Raw genomic sequence first — 17,465 nt, 5'->3', positions numbered from 1 at the left:
AACTGCGGCAAACTGTGTCCCACATACTGAAACTGCTGGACTTGTTAGCGCAAACATCGCTAGAACGCGGGTGAATAACAGACGTCTAAGCCGATGGAGCCTGCCACATGTCGCTAAACCCAACCCTCAAAGCCGTGACAGACCGCATCATTGCCCGATCAGAAAAGCGGCGCGGGACATATCTTGAGCGTATGCGCAAAGCCGCAGACATTGGCCCCAAACGCGGCCACCTGAGCTGTGGCAACCAAGCCCATGCCTATGCAGCGATGGGCGACGCAAAGGACCGTCTTCTTGATGAGCAGTCCCCCAACATTGGCATCATCACTGCCTACAATGACATGCTTTCGGCCCACCAGCCGTTCAAAGAATTCCCTGATCTGATCAAAGCCGCCGCAGCCACCCACGGCGGCACTGCCCAAGTTGCGGGCGGCGTTCCGGCCATGTGTGATGGCGTAACCCAAGGCCAAGTTGGCATGGAGTTGTCGCTGTTTTCGCGCGATGTGATCGCATTGGCCGCAGGCGTTGGCCTGTCACACAACACTTATGACGCGGCGATGTATTTGGGTGTGTGTGATAAAATCGTGCCCGGTCTTATCATTGCTGCCGGTACATTCGGCTATATCCCGTCGGTCTTTGTGCCAGCAGGCCCGATGACCAGTGGCTTGCCCAATGATGAAAAAGCCCGCGTGCGCCAACAGTTCGCAACAGGCGACATTGACCGCAGCCAGTTGATGGCCGCCGAAATGGCAAGCTACCACGGCCCGGGCACCTGTACGTTTTATGGAACGGCGAATTCCAACCAAATGTTGATGGAATTCATGGGGCTGCACCTGCCCGGCGCGTCTTTCGTGAACCCCAACACCCCACTTCGCGCAGCCCTCACCGAACATGCTACGAAAACGGCCCTGGGCATCACAGGACTTGGCGATAATTACACCCCCGCCTGCGATGTGCTCTCGGAAAAGGCGTTTGTGAATGGCATCGTCGGGCTGATGGCGACGGGGGGCTCAACAAACCTTGTGCTGCACCTGCCTGCAATGGCGCGCGCGGCGGGCATTGACCTTACGCTTGAGGACTTTGCGGATATCTCGGCGTTGGTGCCATTGATGGCAAAAGTATACCCCAACGGCCTCGCGGACGTGAACCATTTCCACGCTGCAGGTGGGCTTGGCTACATGATCGGTGAGCTGTTGAACGCTGGCCTACTGCACGATGATGTGGATACAATCGTCGGCAAAGGATTGTCGCGCTACACACAAGAGCCTGTGTTGCAGGACGGCAAACTTGAGTACCGCGAAGGCTCTGCAAAAAGTGAAAACGAGAAAATTCTCCGCCCTGTCTCAAATCCATTCCAGCCTGAAGGCGGCGTAAAGCAGCTGCGCGGCAACCTTGGGCACGGCATGATGAAAGTCAGCGCCGTCGCACCCGAACGTCAGATTGTCGAAGCCCCCATCCGTGTTTTCGAAGACCAGCATGACGTAAAAACGGCCTTCCAAAAAGGCGAGTTCACATCAGACACCATTGTCGTTGTGCGCTTCCAAGGCCCTGCGGCAAACGGCATGCCCGAATTACACTCGCTCACCCCAACGTTGGCAGTGTTGCAAGACCGTGGCCTTAAAGTGGCGCTTGTTACAGATGGCCGGATGTCCGGCGCATCAGGCAAAGTCCCATCGGCGATCCACGTAGCACCCGAAGCGCTTCACGGCGGTCTTTTGTCAAAGCTGCAAGACGGCGATATCGTTCGGGTCGATGCGCAAAACGGGACCCTAGATGTGCTGACCGAAGGCGTTGACGCACGCACAGCAGCCACACCAGACCTTGAGAGCAACACATTCGGCGTTGGCCGCGAGATGTTTGAGGTATTTCGTGCCAACGTTGGCCCTGCCAGCTCTGGCGCCGGCGTTGTTGTGTAAACGCGGGATTTGGATATTTATGAACAAAAGAAGATCAGCCCCCGAGACCGATACGCATGCGCGCAAAAGTCCCGTGGGGCCTTCTCTTGTTACAGCCATCGGCGTCCCCGCCTGTACTGCCGCTCCCGAATACAAAGCTTAAGTTAATTTACTGTTTCAATTCTTTTGTTTAAAAATATCCCCGCCGGAGGCACCCACGTTACTTTCCGGCACCAAATACCCCGAAGAGGATACCACCATGATGAGCCCACTCGACGCCAGCCACCACACCCGCGCAATTTGTGAACTGGCACCGGTTGTGCCCGTGCTTGTCATCCACGACGCCGCAATCGCGCGTCCTTTGGCCGAAGCACTTGTGGCCGGCGGATTGCCCGCCCTTGAAGTGACGTTGCGAACCCCCGCTGCCCTCGACGCGATCCGCGAGATGGCCAAAGTTGAGGGCGGCACTGTTGGCGCCGGAACACTTTTGACGCCCACAGACGTAGAAGCCGCAAAAGAAGCCGGCGCGCAGTTCGGTGTCTCACCTGGTGCCACGCCAAAATTGCTTGAGGCATGCGCAATCTCAGCGCTGCCACTGTTGCCCGGTGCATCCACCGCGTCCGAGGCCATGGCGCTGCTCGAAATTGGCTATTCGGTGCAGAAATTCTTCCCAGCCGAGGCAAATGGCGGTGCTCCCGCACTCAAAGCAATTGGCGCGCCTTTGCCACAGGTCTCATTTTGCCCAACGGGTGGTGTCACACCCGAAAACGCACCTACATACCTTGGACTGTCAAACACGCTTTGCGTTGGCGGAAGCTGGGTCTGCCCTGCCGATCTGATCGCCGCAAAAGACTGGGCCGCGATTGAAGAACTGGCCCGCGAAGCCGCAGCACTTAAGCGGTAATCACTTAGCTGTTTATTCAGCGACACGCGCGGCACGCCCGCCACGCCGTCCTGTGGCGGGGGCTGTTTCAAGGCCTTCGCGCAGCGTCTGCGTCATCGGATGATCTCCGTTTGATTGCCCGTAGTGATCAATAAGCGGCTTGATATAATCTTGCATCGCGACACCCGCGGGCAGCCCAAGCGCCCAGTCCAGAAAGATCGAGCGGCACTCAGGCGCGCTGATCCCATCAATTTTATAGCTTTCTTGGATCAATCCGCGTGGGTCCAAAAACTTGAAGTCAATCATTGCCGCCTGCCCCATCTTTTGCGCCCCCAAGGGGCATAATCCGTTCAATACATGCACGCGCCGTTTGCCGCGCCTCAGCCACTTTTGCCAGCGCCTCGTCCTCGGAACCCGCAGCCAAAATACCATTTAGAACGCCAACCGCGCCCGTCCCGACTTTTGCTGCATCAAACGGCCCCAGGCTCAACTCGGCCTGCATCGCTTTCACGGCCCATAGGGTCTTATAAGCTGCGGTGATGGCGCGCGCGTCCGCGTCATTCAACCATCCGTTTGCGACTGTTGTCGCCAGTTGCGCCGACGTATCGCGTGGTACGTCATCAAGCCCCGCTTTCAGCGCACTGGCTTGGGCGAACAGCTCAATATCTTGCACGCCGCCAGCACCATTTTTAACGTCCCACGGATCACTCGCAGGTTTCGCCCCCGCCAAACGCGCCCGCATATCGCTTGTATCACCCAGCACGTCTTTTTGCGTGTCCCGCAAAATATCACCGCGCAAAGCGTTCCAGTCCTTTGCCAACGCCCCATCACCAAGTGCTTGCGCGCGCGTCAAGGCAAGATGCTCCCACGTCCATGCTTCTTCTTTCTGATAGCTCGCATAAGACGCCCAACCACTTGCCACAGGCCCTTGCCGCCCCGAAGGACGCAGCCGCATGTCCACCTCATACAGCCGCCCTTCCGGCAATTGCGCCGTCAACGCCGTAATCAGCGCTTGGGTAAGCCGGGCAAAGTATGTTCGTGTCTGCAACGGCCTTGGACCATCAGACATCGCATCAGGGTCCGCGTCATAGATCAAAATCAAATCCAGATCCGAGCTCGCGTTTAACTGACCCGCAGCCAGAGACCCCATGGCAATTGGAACCGCTCCGCGCCCCATCGGCGCGCCATGCTTTGACGCAAACTCAGCCGTGACCCGCGGCCAAAGCGCGCCAACCAACGCCTTGGCAAGGGACGCGTATTGCGCACCGGCCATTTGCGCATCGATCACACCGCGCAGATGATGCACGCCAATCCGGAAGTGCCATTCTTTCTTAATCCGTCGCGCTGTGTCCAGCACCGCCTCATAATCCCCACAGGCCGCTAGATCATCGGAAATCATGTCACTTAGCTGCGCGTCACTTGGGAACGACGCAAAGAAATCACCCGCAATGACCGCGTCCAGCACGTTGGAATTACGACCCAGATACGCCGCAAGCGCGGGTGACGTCGCGCAGATTTCAAGCAGCAAATCCACCAGCGGAGCGTTGGCCTCAAAAAGGGAAAAGACCTGCACACCTGCGGGCAGGCCGCGCAAGAACCCATCGAAATGCGCAAGCGCTTCTTCGGGGCGTGCGGCTTGGGCCAATTTAGCCACAATAGACGGGCGCAGGCGGTTAAAAATTTCTGTAGCGCGGGCAGATCGCATTGCGGGGTAGCTGGGCCAACGGGCGATTGTTTCTTGGCCAAAATCGTTCGGAACTGTAGATGTGTCGCTTTCCTGATCGGTCGCTTTGATACTTGCGATAGAACCATCTTCGGCAGGCGCTTCTGGCGCAAAGAACGCCTCTGTACGGCTGTGAACACTCTCAAATAAGTCCTGCAATCGTTGCTTTAGCGGTGCCACGTCCTCGCCCATCATGGCGGCAAGCCGGCTGAAGCCTTCTTCATCGCGGGGCAACACGTGGGTTTGCGCATCAGCAATCATTTGCAAGCGGTGCTCAACATCCCGAAGATCGCGGTATTTTACTTTAAGATCACCCGCCAACTCATTGCTAACCCAACCTTTTGACGAAATAGCATCAAGCCCTGCACAGGTTCCACGCACACGCAAATCAGGATCGCGCCCGCCTGCAATCAACTGCTGTGTTTGGGTGAAAAACTCAATCTCGCGAATACCGCCACGGCCCAGTTTCACGTTATGCTCGGGCAATGAAATAGCCCCTGCCAGACCCTTATGTGCCCAAATTTTGAGGCGCATATCATGGGCGTCTTGAATTGCTGCAAAGTCCAGATGCTTGCGCCAAACAAAAGGTCGAAGCCGCTCAAGATAAGCCTCTCCGGCTTTATGATCGCCTGCGCACACCCGCGCCTTGATATGGGCCGCACGTTCCCATGTGCGCCCCTCAGCCTCGTAATAAAGCTCTGCTGCTGACATTGACATGCACACGGGCGTCACCGCCGCATCAGGGCGCAACCGCAGGTCTGTTCGAAAGACGTAACCATCGCGGGTTTGCGCACTTATCGTTTTGGTCACCGCACGGATAATCTGCACAAATGCGTGGCGCGCATCGGCCACATCATCACGGGCATAGCGGCTGTCATCAAAGAGGCAAATCAGATCAATGTCGCTTGAGTAATTCAACTCAAACGCGCCCATCTTACCCATCGCGAGCACAACCAAGCCACCGTTTGTGGCCAGATCATCCTCGGTCAACCACGGCAGATGCCCCCTTTTGAAACGGGCCGCGAACTCTGCATCGAGGGCCGTTTGAAGTGCCGCGTCCGCAAGGTGGGTCAACGCGGCTGTGACACTTTCCAGCGGCCAGACACCGGCCAGGTCCGCAAGTGCCGTAAGTAAGGCAATCCGCCCTTTTGACCGGCGCAAAGACGGACTTAACTCGCTCAGTGGTACGTTTGAGGCATAGCCCGCTACTGCCGCTAATTCGGCGCGCAGGGCCGCTTCAGGGTCCGCAAAAGCGCCCTGAAGCCACTCGTGATGCTTGCCAATCAGCCCGCTTAGGTATGGGCTACATCCCGCAGCACCGGCGACCACATCCGACAAAGGGCCATCGAACAGAACAGCGCGTTCAGCCCCGCGATCAGGGTCAAAGGCGCGTGGCATACGGGTGATAGCGTCTGTAAACTTCATATAAAACAACGTGATACGCGCGCCGTGATTGGTCAAGGACAACAATTGATCAAAAAGAGCGGATGCCCTTTATCGAAACACCCCAAACAACCACATAATTGCACATAACAAGTGAAACCACACGGATATCTGCCTATGCACAGCGCCCTTCCCGATCCCGTCGATCAAGCAGAGTTCTACGCGGATGTACCGCTGAAACGCTTGCTGTCGTGGGGGATTGATACGCTTATCATCGCGGCCATATCGATCGCGCTTTGTCTGCTTACGCTTGGGGTTGGCTTTTTCATCTTCTTTGCAGTCTTCTTTTCTGTCAGCTTTATCTACCGCGTGGTCACGTTGGCGCGCCGCTCAGCCACTGTGGGCATGGGGGTGGTGGCAATAGAATTTCGCACTGCCAAGGGCACCAAATTTGATGCCGGAACCGCGTTTTTGCACACTTTGGGATATGTCATTTCATTCGGGGTGCCGGTGTTGCAGTTGATCTCGATCGTCTTGATGTTGATCAGCGAAAAGCGCCAAGGAGCGACTGACCATCTGCTGGGGACCGTGGCCATTAACCACGCTGCACATTCGCGTTAACGCACCACGCAGACAGGGGTTGGCGAGACTGTTTTCGCTTGCTAGGGTTTGCGTGTTCAAGAATTGGATTATTAATGCGCCACACCCTGCCAATTGCACCACAGTTTTATGTGACCGCACCGCAGCCCTGCCCTTATCTTGAGGGTCGGATGGAGCGTAAACTGTTTACCGCATTGCAGGGTGAAAGCGCAGAAAAGCTGAATGACGGGCTGTCCAAGCAAGGCTTTCGCCGCTCACAAAATGTACTTTACCGGCCGTCGTGTGCCGATTGTACCGCGTGTTTGTCCGCGCGCATCAAAGTGGCTGATTTCAAGCTGAGCAAAAGCCAGAAACGCGTGATGAGCCGCAACAAAGATATGCGCCGCCGCGTGACAAGCCCTTGGGCAACCGAAGAACAATTTGCCCTGTTTCGTGCGTATCTGGATACGCGGCACGCAGATGGTGGCATGGCTGATATGGATATATTCGAGTTCGCCGCCATGGTCGAAGAAACGCCCGTGCGCAGCCGCGTGATTGAATACACCCGCGACGAGGTTTTGACCGCCGTTTGCCTGACAGATCTGCTCGATGACGGGCTGAGCATGGTCTATTCGTTTTTTGCGCCTGATGCGGCGCCAAGCTCGCCCGGGATGCACATCATCCTTGATCATATCGAGATCGCGCGGGAAACAGGCCTGCCATATGTCTACCTTGGGTATTGGGTGCCCGGATCGCCCAAGATGGATTACAAGGCGAAGTTCTCGGGCCTTGAGGTCTACCGTGGTGGTGCGTGGGAAACCATGAACAACGTGGCCGATTTTGAGCAAGAGACGCACCCGCTGTCCATTGATCCTATTGCCGAACAAGTCGCGAATATCTCGCTGCCTGATACGCTGTCTTCAAAAGTATAGCCTGCGGTATGAAGACGGCTGACCAAGGCTGACTGATCGCCCATCATCCTGGCAACCAAATGAAAACGGCCCCGCAGTTTCCTGCAGGGCCGTTGTCATTTTCAGGTCTGATTTAATCAGTTACCAATCAGGTTCGGCACGATTGTCACCACGCTTGGGAACGCCGCCAAAAGCGCCAGCCCTGCCACTTGGATCAACACGAAGGGCAATACACCTTGGTAGATGTGGCCAGTGGTGACTTCCTTCGGGGCCACGCCGCGCAGGTAGAACAGCGCAAAGCCAAACGGTGGTGTCAGGAACGAGGTCTGCAAGTTCACAGCGATCATGATTGTTACCCATTTCGGATCCATCGTGCCGCCGTAAATGACCGGCCCCACAATCGGGATGACGATGTAGATGATCTCTAGGAAATCAAGAACAAAGCCCAAAATGAACAGCACCAGCATAACCAGCAAGAACACGGTCCATTCGTTGTCGAACGAGCGTAAGAACTGTTGGATATAGTGCTCACCACCGAACGAGATCACCACAAGGTTAAGCAGCTGTGAGCCGATCAAAATGGTGAACACCATCGAGGTGACTTTGGCGGTTTCGCGCACCACGGGGCTAAGGACCCCGCCCGCAAACAGCACCCAACAGGCAAACAGGATGCCGAACATCGCGAATAGATACGCAGCCTTAGCGACGATGAACGCAAAGACGGTCTCGACACTGGTGTTGCCCGTACCCAAGCGCAGATCAAAGTTCACGCCCACAAGGATCAACACGATGATCGCAAAAGTGGTCATCAAGATCATCTTGCCCGAACGCCCCTCATCCGCGAGGCGGCGATACGCGGCCAACATGATCGCCCCGCCCGCACCAAGTGCCGCAGCAGGTGTCGGGTTGGTGATACCGCCCAAGATTGAGCCAAGCACCGCAATGATCAACACAAGCGGCGGGAAGACAACGCGCAGCAACTCGTTCTTAGCCAGCATCTTCAGCGCCCCCGCACATCCCCAAAGGGCAAGGCCCAGAGGCAATGCGATCAGCAACAGCCGTGCACCCGCAGATGTGGTGGGCCCCAAAAGAGCGACGTCAACAAAAAGCACGCCCAATGCGCCGAGTGTTCCTGCGATCAACGGCAAGCGGCCAGCTGATGGCGCAACACCGCGTGCAGTGGTCAGAACCAGACCCAGCAACATCATTGAAACAGCCAAACCTGTGCCGATTGGCGCAGCGGCTTCGATCTTTTCAAGGATCAACGTCTCACGCTCTTCCGGTGTCAGCTGACGGCTTTCTTGCACGCCCCCCGCATCATCGATGGCTTGCTGTTGTGCGACCGCTTCGTCCCATTTGGCTTGACCGTGCAGATCAATCATGGCCGCGGCACATTCAGGGCCAACAGACGTGCGAAGGTCTGCGGTACTGCCGGCGTCGGTGTAGCTGTCAACGATTGTTGACTGGCTGCCGACAAGGCCGATGTTCACGAACAGGATCAAACCACCGATCAACATGATCGGCGCGCCCAAGAACCATGTCAGCCCCTCAGAGCGGGTGATCGGCTCACTGTTGCTGCTGCCCATCTGGACCGCTGGCGCTTTGGACGGGTTGAAAAGCGCGTAGACAAACGCATAGCCCGCATAAAGCATCGCCAGCAAAATACCGGGCAACAGCGCCGCTTGGAACAACGTGCCCACAGAGACAACCGCAGGCTCACCCAGATATGTCAGCGCATCAGAACATCCCACCAATTGGGCACGCTCTTCTTGCGCGGCCGAGTACAAGTCCCCAGCCAATGTCCCAAGCAACACGATCACGATGGACGGCGGAATGATCTGACCCAATGTGCCAGAGGCCGCAATCACACCTGTCGAAAGCTGCGGCGAATAACCGTTCTTGAGCATTGTCGGCAAAGACAAAAGCCCCATGGTCACAACGGTTGCTCCCACAATACCTGTGGACGCCGCAAGGAAAGCACCAACCACAACCACGGACACCGCCAAACCACCGGGCAGCGGGCCAAACACCCGTGCCATGGTTTTCAGCAAATCATCCGCAATTTTCGACCGCTCAAGGGTGATGCCCATCAGAACAAACATCAAAACAGCCAACAGCGTTTCAATGGATTGGCCTGCCAAAACACGTTCGTTGATGCGGTTCACAATGAACGACACGTTACGATCAAGGGCGACTTCCCACCCTTGCAAAAACACAGGCTCTCCAATGCGCGGCAACTCAGGGTAGCGGAAAATCGAGACCGCCTCAGGGCGTATCCCTTCGGCCAGAAGGGCCGCGTATTGCGCGCTGTCTTTGTCGATTGCTTGGTGAATAAGCAGGCCGTTGCTATCGAGTGCCGCGATGATCCCGAATGAGATAACGGCAGAGCCACCGATTGCAAAAGCCACGGGGAAGCCTGACAAAATGCCCGCAAAGAGCGTCAGGAATACGATGATCAGGCCGACTTCTACGCCATCAAGTCCGAATAACATGTCTCTAGATCTTTCTTAACTTAATGGATGTTCGCGGCGAGTTCTGCGTCAGCATCGCCAAGTTTATCACGGTCAAGGTTTTTGCCTTCGGCCTCGGGACCTTCGCGCAACTCAAGGTAGCTGCGGTAAAAGAAGGTAATCGCCTGCAAAAAGACCATCGCCGTGAAGACGATCAGCAAAATCTTGAACATGAAATATGCGTTGAACCCGTTGGGCGAGAAACCGATGGTCTCAACATTCCAGCGCAGCGCGCGGGCTTTGTTCACCAAACGGTCAAGGCTGTCGGAGGCGGATGGGTTCGGCACCACAAGGTGACGCCACAAGAAATACCAACCGTACATCCACGTCAGCACCGCCGCTGGCATCATAAAGATGATGCTGCCCACCATATCAATGATGCGCTTGGTGCGGAATGAAACGGCTGAGTAGACCAAGTCAACACGCACGTGACCGCCCTGCACAAACGTATATGTCGCGCACAGGCACACCACGATGGCGTTGTATAACTTTAGCTCCTCAGACCACCAGCTGATGTCAAAGGCAAAGCTTTTGCCAAACCCGAATGACAATTCGGAAGCCGCAAAAATACGCTGCATGAATACGATGACGATTTGTTGCAGCACCATCAAAAGGCCGGCCCATGCAAAGAAACGGCCCACGGCGTTTGCGAACCCTTCAAATACCCGCACGCAGCCCCACATGAATGGACGGTACAGCAAGCCCGCGATGGTCACACAGATAAACAGGGTGAAGATCGCGAAGAACAACTCAACAGAGCCGCCGTAATAAATGAACCGCATCAGGGATTGTTTGTCTTCGGTGGTGTTGTCCCACGTCAGCCAGTCAAGCCAGCTTGAAGTGTTCAACAGCGCGTAGCCGATGTTGTAAAACGCCAAAGCGATATTTTGAAAAAACCAGATGATCCCGTCGAGCATGATATTCCCCTATGCCTTCAAGTCGTGGAGCGGCGGCTCGTAATAATTTCGGCGCAGTTATGATGTGCCACGCAACCCCAATGCCCATGGGCCATGGTTGCGGATGCAGTCAGATCATAATGCGGTAAAAGTTGGAGCGGCCAACGCATGCTGGCCGACCCAAAGATGCGAACGCTTGGGAGAGGACGCGCGCGCCCTCCCCCCTGCAATCGGGCGATTAGCCTAGAACGCGGTCGCGCTGTGTGCGGTATGCACTTTCAGACTGCTTGATCCAGCCAGATGACGCTTTGAGCGAGGCCTGGTAATCATCGTGGACCTTTTTGTAGAGGTCATCACCGAGGTTTTCGGCGTGGACTTCTTCACTTGCTTTACCGAATGCATCCCAAACGTCATCTGGGAATTCGAGAACTTTAACACCGCCGGATTGCAGACGCTGAAGCGCTGAACCGTTGTTGTTAAGGAACTGTGCAAGGTTCCACTGGTGTGTTTCAGCAGATGCGATTTCGATGATCTTCTGGTGCGCTGGTGACAGGCTGTCGAATACGTCGCGGTTTGTTGCAACTGACAGACCTGCGCCTGGCTCGTGGAAGCCCGCAGCGTAGTAGAATTTTGTGATCTCTTGAAAACCGGCTTTTTCGTCTGCCCATGGGCCGATCCACTCGGTGCCGTCAAGCGCGCCAGATGCCAAAGCTTGGTACACTTCTGCGCCTGGAAGGTTCTGAACAGATGCACCCAATTTACCCAGTGCTTTACCGCCAAGACCTGGCATACGGAATTTCAGACCGTTGAAATCAGCAGCTGAGTTGATTTCTTTACGGAACCAACCGCCCGCTTGTGCGCCTGTGTTGCCGCCCAAGAATGATTTCAGGCCAAAGATTTCGCCCAACTCGTCGTGCAGAGCCGCGCCGTTGCCGTGGTAGTACCAGTTTGCAAGCTCTTGTGCTGTCATGCCGAATGGCACAGCTGTGAAGAACGCATATGCAGGGTGCTGACCAACAAAGTAGTAGTCTGCGCCGTGGTACATGTCCGCTTGACCGGCAGTAACCGCGTCAAACACTTCAAACGCGCCAACCAGCTCGCCTGCGGCTTTTACGTCAACAGTCAACTGACCGTCAGACATTTCGCCAATTGTATCCGCTGCGCGCTGAGCTGCGTCAAAAACGCCAGCCAGACCACGGCCCCAAGTGGTAACCATAGTCAATGTGCGCTTGCCTTGGGCGTAAGCAGGTGCGGCCAATGTGGACGCAGCAGCAGCCGAGCCGCCAAGTGCAGATGTTTTCAAAAATGAGCGACGATCCATAGAGTATCCTCCCAGATAATAAAATCAGGCCGCCACCGCTTCACCAAAACGAAGCCGCGCGCCCTGTGGGTCGTTAACAATGGTCAGACATTAGCGGCACCAAAAAAAATCCGAAATACCAACTACTACGTAATCGGTTAACTTTTATGACCAACTCTGCCTCAATATTGAGCACCATACGTCTCAAAACAGGCCCCATGCTGCGTATTTTGCGCGCGGAACTGCGTAAGAAAGACTTAACAAGCTGCCGATTCCAGCGTATCGAATCGCAGATGCCGAATATGTTTCGTCTTTTGCGCACACTTCGCCCAAGCTACGGGCAAAAGCTGTTCATTCTAGCGACGGCCCCTTTGTTGGTTGCGGCCACTATCATCGGCCTTGTGGTCATCACGCAGTCACGCACCTTGGCCGAGCGCGAGATCGCCGCTCTTGAGACCCAACTTCTATCTGCCAAAAAAGCCGAGTTGAAAAACTACCTGTCCATTGCGCGCACTGCCGTTGTCGATATTTACGGCCCCGCCGGTACAAATGACGAAGCCGCCAAGACCGAGGTAAAGCAGCGCCTTGCCGCGATGGTTTACGGCCAAGACGGCTATTTCTTTGTCTTTGATTACGATGGCACAAACCTTGTGGCGCCGCGCCAGACCGTTCTGATCAACAAAGACTGGAGCGGGCTGACCGACCCCGAAGACGTGCCCGTTACCGACAAGCTGATTGATATTGCGCGCACGGGCGGTGGGTATCATTCGTTTTTATGGACCAAGCCAAGCACCGGCACCAAAGAACCCGCGATTAGCTATGTGCTGGGTCTGCAAGATTGGCAGTGGGCCATCGGCACCGCCATTTTTGTCGATGACATCCAAAGCACGGTGGCCGCGGCGCGCGCAGATGTAGAGAACCGCATCGATCGGACGTTCCAGTATATTGTGTTCATCACGCTTGGTGCGCTTTTGGCGGTTTTTGCCTCTGGCATGGTGCTGAACATCCGCGAGCGGCGCTTGGCCGATACCAAGCTAAAGGCCCTGACGGAGCGAATTTTTGATACCCAAGAAGAAGAACGTGGCCGCGTCGCCCGCGAGTTGCACGACGGCATCAGCCAGATCTTGGTGGGCGTACGCTATTCACTTGAGCTGGCGCGTAGACGTTTCAACAAAGGCGATGCCGCCGCCGGTGACAGCCTTGGTGCAGGGATCGACGGGCTGAACACCGCCATTGGTGAGGTCCGCCGCATCAGCCGTGATTTGCGGCCGGGCATCTTGGACGACTTGGGGCTTGGCCCTGCCCTGCAATCGCTGACCGATGACTTTGAGGCGCGCACGGGTATCGAATGCACGTTTGAAACTGTCGTCTTTCGCAACCGCCTTGATCCCGACAGCAAGATTGCGCTTTACCGCATTGCCCAAGAAGCCCTGACCAACATTGAGCGGCACGCCGATGCCTCGAAAATGGTGATGAGCCTGGCCGGTCACCGCCAAGGGGCGACGTTGATGGTAAAGGACAACGGCGTTGGCCTGAAATCAGGGCGCGGTCGCAACAGCTTGGGGCTTGGTCTGCGCAATATGGCCGAACGGATCGAGCAACTTGACGGCACGCTGAACATCGCGTCCACCGCCTCTGGCACCACCATCGAGGCGACTGTGCCGCTTACCCACCTTCTAAGTCCCGAAGCACCAGCGAAGATTACCCAATGACCCAAACACCGCCGCTCACCCGCGTTATGATTGTCGATGATCACCCGATGGTTGCCCAAGGGGTGCAATCGATCCTTGAGACTTATGACGATCTTGAAGTGGTCGCGACCCTTTCATCCGGACAAGAGGCCATCGCGCAAGTAGGCACGTTGCAGCCGGACGTCGTGCTGATGGACCTGAACATGCCCAACATGGGCGGGCTTTCCGCGACCGAGATTATCCTTGAGCAACACCCCGACACCCACATCCTGATCCTGTCGATGCACGACACGCCCGAATATATTTCAACGGCGCTGAGTTACGGCGCGCATGGCTACCTGCTGAAGGACGTCCCTACCGAAGAAATCAAAACTGCCATTGATGTGGTGCTGTCTGGTGGGCGGTATTTGTGCACGGGCGCGAAGGGCTCGCTTGAACCGGCGGTTGCGGGCGGGCGCGAAATCCTGACCGAGCGCGAGCAGACTATTTTGCTGCAACTTGCCAGTGGGAAATCCAACAAAGACGTAGCAGCCGTGTTGGATATTTCTGTGCGCACAGTTGAGACGCACCGCAAGAATATCAAACGTAAACTGGGTATTTCATCTACCGCAGGGCTGACCCGCTACGCGCTTGAGCACGGGGTTTTGCAGGGTACAGGGGCTAATTTGTAGGCCAGCATCCAATAAAAATGCCAAAAAGTACCCCCATACTTTCTGATAGTTTCAAAATTCATCACTCAAATCGCTATTTAATTATCCAAAACAGCCAAAAAACTACTGTGCGGCTGTTGACGCCCCCGAATGCCCGCCATAATGTCCGTGGCAATTGTTAAGAAAGGGCGGGCTATGAAAGACGTCGTCGTGATTTGCCGAAAGATGCGCATGGGATCGTAAGGTCATCCAGTTTTGAAACCATGCGCCCCCGACACAATCGGGGGTTTTTTTATGTCACCTTTTCTTTTCTGAACCTGAAACGAGCTAGCTATTGATTTGACGCGGAACCAGCCGCGCAATCGTTGAAAACCGGAGAGACCAAGATGCCCGCACCCATGACAGGCGCCCAAATTGTTATCCAAGCCCTTAAAGAACAAGGCGTCGACACGATTTTCGGCTACCCCGGTGGCGCGGTGCTGCCGATCTATGACGAGATTTTTCAGCAAAGCGACATCAACCACATTTTGGTCCGCCACGAGCAAGGTGCGACCCACGCCGCCGAAGGCTATGCCCGCGCGACAGGCAAACCCGGGGTTGTGTTGGTAACCTCGGGCCCCGGTGCCACAAACGCGGTGACAGGCCTTACGGATGCGCTTTTGGACAGCATCCCAATGATCGTTCTATCCGGTCAGGTGCCCACATTCATGATTGGATCTGACGCATTTCAGGAGGCCGACACCGTTGGCATCACGCGCCCGTGCACCAAACACAACTGGCTCGTGAAAGACACCGATGAGCTTGCTGGCACGATCCATGAGGCGTTTCACGTTGCCACATCAGGCCGTCCGGGCCCTGTGCTTGTGGACATTCCCAAAGACGTCCAATTCGCCAAGGGCAAGTATAAGTCTGCCGCGCCCACCAAGTCGCACTATCAGCCCCAAGTGAAAGGCGACATGGCCACCATTGAGGAATTGGCCGACGCGATGGCCAAAGCCAAACGCCCGATCATCTATTCGGGTGGCGGCGTCATCAACTCTGGCCCCGCGGCGTCACAGCTTTTGCGCGAGTTGGTGGCGGCAACAAACTTCCCCATCACCTCAACCCTAATGGGACTGGGCTGTTACCCTGCGTCCGGTGACAACTGGCTGGGCATGTTGGGCATGCACGGGCTTTATGAAGCCAACATGGCGATGCATGATTGCGATTTGATGATCAACATCGGCGCACGTTTTGATGACCGGATCACGGGCCGCCTCGATGCGTTCTCGCCCGGCTCAAAAAAGGCGCATATCGATATCGACGCCTCATCGATCAACAAAGTCATCCACGTGGATATGCCGATCCTTGGTGATGTGGCCCATGTGCTTGAGGATCTGCTGAACGTTTGGAAATCAAAGGGTCGCCAGACAAACAAAGAAGCGCTCACTAAATGGTGGAGCCAAATTGAAGACTGGCGCGCCGTGCGATGTCTGTCGTTCAAGCAAGAAGGCAAAGTCATCAAGCCGCAATACGCTCTTGAGCGCCTTGAAGCTCTGACCCAGAAATACGACCGCTACATCACAACCGAAGTCGGCCAGCACCAGATGTGGGCGGCGCAGTACCTCGGGTTTGAAGACCCCAACCGGTGGATGACGTCCGGTGGTTTGGGCACAATGGGCTACGGCACCCCTGCCTCAATCGGTGTGCAAGCCGCGCACCGTGATGCGCTGGTCATTAACGTGGCGGGTGAAGCCTCGTGGATGATGAACATGCAAGAGATGGGCACAGCGGTGCAATTCAACTTGCCCGTAAAGCAATTCATTCTGAACAACGAACGGCTCGGCATGGTGCGCCAGTGGCAAGAATTGCTGCACGGTGAGCGTTATTCACAAAGCTGGTCAGAAGCCCTGCCCGACTTTGTAAAGCTGGCGGAAGCTTTTGGTGCCAAGGGTATTTTGTGTGAAGATGCTGCGGACTTGGATGATGCCATCATGGAAATGATCACCTACGACGGTCCGGTCATTTTTGATTGCCTTGTTGAAAAGCACGAAAACTGTTTCCCCATGATCCCATCGGGCAAGGCACATAACGAGATGCTTTTGGGCGACGCCAGCACCAAAGGTGCGATCGATGCAAAAGGCAGCGTGCTGGTCTAACACCCGCACTACCCTTCTCTCTTATTGGCCTGATGTACCCTCTCAAGATTGGCGCGTCAGGCCCACACAAAACATACATGAACTGAGACACCCAATGGCTGCACTAAAACTCAAGAAAGGCGCATCAAGCCACAGCGCCTACAACCTTCGTCCAACCTTCTCTGACGTAGAAGAACGCCACACCCTTGCGGTATTGGTCGCCAACGAAGCGGGCGTTCTGGCCCGCGTCATCGGACTTTTCTCAGGGCGTGGCTACAACATCGAAAGCCTTACAGTTGCGGAAGTGGATCACGAAAAGCAGCTGTCGCGCATCACGATCGTAACAACCGGCACCCCGCAAATGATTGAACAAATCAAAGCGCAAGTGGGCCGGATTGTGGCTGTGTACGACGTGCACGATCTTACCGTCGAGGGCCCTGCCGTTGAACGTGAGCTGGCCCTCTTCAAAGTCACGGGTACCGGCGACAAGCGTATCGAAGCACTGCGTCTGGCCGAGATTTTCCGCGCCAACGTGGTGGACAGCACCCTTGATAGTTTCGTTTTTGAAATCACCGGTGACGTCGGGAAAATCGATGCATTTGCCGATCTCATGCGCCCCATCGGCCTGATAGAAATGGCCCGCACGGGCGTAGCAGCCCTTTCACGCGGACCCGAATAAGAGATAATTTACAATAAGTGAAAGACCAAAGCTAAAGCTCCTCGCACTGAACAAGCGCGAGGAGCTTTTTAGTTTCAGCATAAGTTCTTTTGTTTAGAAATATCCCGGGGTGTGGGGCAGCGCCCCACTGGATGAACGCCTGCAAAAACAGCGTTTCCTTCTGTTTACCCAAACCAACACACCGAACAAAAATGGGGCGCCCAAAGGCGCCCCAGTTTGTTCAATCAGGCTCGTATAATTTACCGCTCTTA

13 protein-coding genes are annotated in these 17,465 nt (G+C 55.6%); 8 read left to right on the top strand and 5 right to left on the bottom strand.

What is annotated here, in order from left to right:
- The first annotated feature begins 107 nt into the window (after positions 1 to 107).
- Together edd and eda are read left to right on the top strand one after the other, a co-directional pair.
- Entirely contained in the window at positions 108 to 1,913 is a 1,806-nt protein-coding gene (gene edd / locus OLX08_RS00675) for a phosphogluconate dehydratase (RefSeq protein WP_391481834.1), read from the top strand.
- Positions 1,914 to 2,154: 241 nt separating this feature from the next.
- On the top strand, positions 2,155 to 2,796 hold the full coding sequence (eda, locus tag OLX08_RS00670; RefSeq protein WP_391483153.1) for a bifunctional 4-hydroxy-2-oxoglutarate aldolase/2-dehydro-3-deoxy-phosphogluconate aldolase: 642 nt from the start codon (positions 2,155 to 2,157) through the stop codon (positions 2,794 to 2,796).
- Between the two features lie 12 nt (positions 2,797 to 2,808).
- Here the strand turns inward: eda and OLX08_RS00665 are convergent, their stop codons facing one another.
- Together OLX08_RS00665 and OLX08_RS00660 are read right to left on the bottom strand one after the other, a co-directional pair.
- Positions 2,809 to 3,081, bottom strand: coding sequence for a hypothetical protein (locus tag OLX08_RS00665; protein ID WP_048597705.1), 273 nt, complete (start codon positions 3,079 to 3,081; stop codon positions 2,809 to 2,811).
- The gene (locus tag OLX08_RS00660; RefSeq protein WP_391481833.1) at positions 3,074 to 5,923 is read right to left on the bottom strand and encodes a bifunctional [glutamine synthetase] adenylyltransferase/[glutamine synthetase]-adenylyl-L-tyrosine phosphorylase; all 2,850 of its coding nucleotides are present in this window, start codon (positions 5,921 to 5,923) and stop codon (positions 3,074 to 3,076) included. Before OLX08_RS00660 ends, OLX08_RS00665 begins: the two co-directional genes overlap by 8 nt.
- 135 nt (positions 5,924 to 6,058) lie before the next feature.
- On the opposite strand from OLX08_RS00660, the gene OLX08_RS00655 reads away from it, so the two are divergent.
- Both OLX08_RS00655 and OLX08_RS00650 read left to right on the top strand, forming a co-directional pair.
- Positions 6,059 to 6,502, top strand: a complete 444-nt coding sequence (locus tag OLX08_RS00655) for an RDD family protein (RefSeq protein WP_391481831.1) — start codon at positions 6,059 to 6,061, stop codon at positions 6,500 to 6,502.
- Between the two features lie 74 nt (positions 6,503 to 6,576).
- Positions 6,577 to 7,392 (top strand): arginyltransferase, encoded by an 816-nt coding sequence (locus tag OLX08_RS00650; protein ID WP_391481830.1) that lies wholly within the window; start codon positions 6,577 to 6,579, stop codon positions 7,390 to 7,392.
- Positions 7,393 to 7,508: 116 nt separating this feature from the next.
- Here the strand turns inward: OLX08_RS00650 and OLX08_RS00645 are convergent, their stop codons facing one another.
- From OLX08_RS00645 to OLX08_RS00635, 3 genes are all read right to left on the bottom strand, one after another.
- Entirely contained in the window at positions 7,509 to 9,863 is a 2,355-nt protein-coding gene (locus OLX08_RS00645) for a TRAP transporter large permease (protein ID WP_391481829.1), read from the bottom strand.
- 20 nt (positions 9,864 to 9,883) lie between these two features.
- Positions 9,884 to 10,798: a TRAP transporter small permease subunit gene (locus tag OLX08_RS00640; protein WP_391481828.1), complete on the bottom strand. Its 915-nt coding sequence runs from the start codon at positions 10,796 to 10,798 to the stop codon at positions 9,884 to 9,886.
- 217 nt (positions 10,799 to 11,015) lie between these two features.
- The gene (locus OLX08_RS00635; RefSeq protein WP_341246727.1) at positions 11,016 to 12,098 is read right to left on the bottom strand and encodes a TRAP transporter substrate-binding protein; all 1,083 of its coding nucleotides are present in this window, start codon (positions 12,096 to 12,098) and stop codon (positions 11,016 to 11,018) included.
- 281 nt (positions 12,099 to 12,379) lie between these two features.
- Here OLX08_RS00635 and OLX08_RS00630 point away from each other — a divergent pair, with 281 nt between their 5' ends.
- From OLX08_RS00630 to ilvN, 4 genes are all read left to right on the top strand, one after another.
- On the top strand, positions 12,380 to 13,789 hold the full coding sequence (locus OLX08_RS00630; RefSeq protein ID WP_391481826.1) for a cache domain-containing protein: 1,410 nt from the start codon (positions 12,380 to 12,382) through the stop codon (positions 13,787 to 13,789).
- Entirely contained in the window at positions 13,786 to 14,439 is a 654-nt protein-coding gene (locus OLX08_RS00625; RefSeq protein WP_341246725.1) for a response regulator transcription factor, read from the top strand. Before OLX08_RS00630 ends, OLX08_RS00625 begins: the two co-directional genes overlap by 4 nt.
- Positions 14,440 to 14,804: 365 nt before the next feature.
- Positions 14,805 to 16,556: an acetolactate synthase 3 large subunit gene (locus OLX08_RS00620; protein ID WP_391481824.1), complete on the top strand. Its 1,752-nt coding sequence runs from the start codon at positions 14,805 to 14,807 to the stop codon at positions 16,554 to 16,556.
- A gap of 94 nt (positions 16,557 to 16,650) precedes the next feature.
- The gene (gene ilvN / locus OLX08_RS00615; protein WP_048597356.1) at positions 16,651 to 17,214 is read left to right on the top strand and encodes an acetolactate synthase small subunit; all 564 of its coding nucleotides are present in this window, start codon (positions 16,651 to 16,653) and stop codon (positions 17,212 to 17,214) included.
- Positions 17,215 to 17,465 lie beyond the last annotated feature (251 nt).

This window comes from Nereida ignava, assembly GCF_047114695.1.
In the GTDB taxonomy this organism is placed as follows: Bacteria; Pseudomonadota; Alphaproteobacteria; order Rhodobacterales; family Rhodobacteraceae; genus Nereida; species Nereida ignava.
This window is presented reverse-complemented; position numbering and strand designations above follow the sequence as displayed.

Excerpts from the sequence above, each read along its gene's own strand:
- OLX08_RS00665 (WP_048597705.1), bottom strand. The coding sequence starts at position 3,081 with ATGATTGACTTCAAGTTTTTGGACCCACGCGGATTGATCCAAGAAAGC.
- OLX08_RS00660 (WP_391481833.1), bottom strand. The coding sequence starts at position 5,923 with ATGAAGTTTACAGACGCTATCACCCGTATGCCACGCGCCTTTGACCCT.
- OLX08_RS00630 (WP_391481826.1), top strand. The coding sequence starts at position 12,380 with ATGTTTCGTCTTTTGCGCACACTTCGCCCAAGCTACGGGCAAAAGCTG.
- OLX08_RS00645 (WP_391481829.1), bottom strand. The coding sequence starts at position 9,863 with ATGTTATTCGGACTTGATGGCGTAGAAGTCGGCCTGATCATCGTATTC.
- OLX08_RS00655 (WP_391481831.1), top strand. The coding sequence starts at position 6,059 with ATGCACAGCGCCCTTCCCGATCCCGTCGATCAAGCAGAGTTCTACGCG.
- eda (WP_391483153.1), top strand. The coding sequence starts at position 2,155 with ATGAGCCCACTCGACGCCAGCCACCACACCCGCGCAATTTGTGAACTG.
- OLX08_RS00635 (WP_341246727.1), bottom strand. The coding sequence starts at position 12,098 with ATGGATCGTCGCTCATTTTTGAAAACATCTGCACTTGGCGGCTCGGCT.
- ilvN (WP_048597356.1), top strand. The coding sequence starts at position 16,651 with ATGGCTGCACTAAAACTCAAGAAAGGCGCATCAAGCCACAGCGCCTAC.
- edd (WP_391481834.1), top strand. The coding sequence starts at position 108 with ATGTCGCTAAACCCAACCCTCAAAGCCGTGACAGACCGCATCATTGCC.
- OLX08_RS00620 (WP_391481824.1), top strand. The coding sequence starts at position 14,805 with ATGCCCGCACCCATGACAGGCGCCCAAATTGTTATCCAAGCCCTTAAA.
- OLX08_RS00650 (WP_391481830.1), top strand. The coding sequence starts at position 6,577 with ATGCGCCACACCCTGCCAATTGCACCACAGTTTTATGTGACCGCACCG.
- OLX08_RS00625 (WP_341246725.1), top strand. The coding sequence starts at position 13,786 with ATGACCCAAACACCGCCGCTCACCCGCGTTATGATTGTCGATGATCAC.
- OLX08_RS00640 (WP_391481828.1), bottom strand. The coding sequence starts at position 10,798 with ATGCTCGACGGGATCATCTGGTTTTTTCAAAATATCGCTTTGGCGTTT.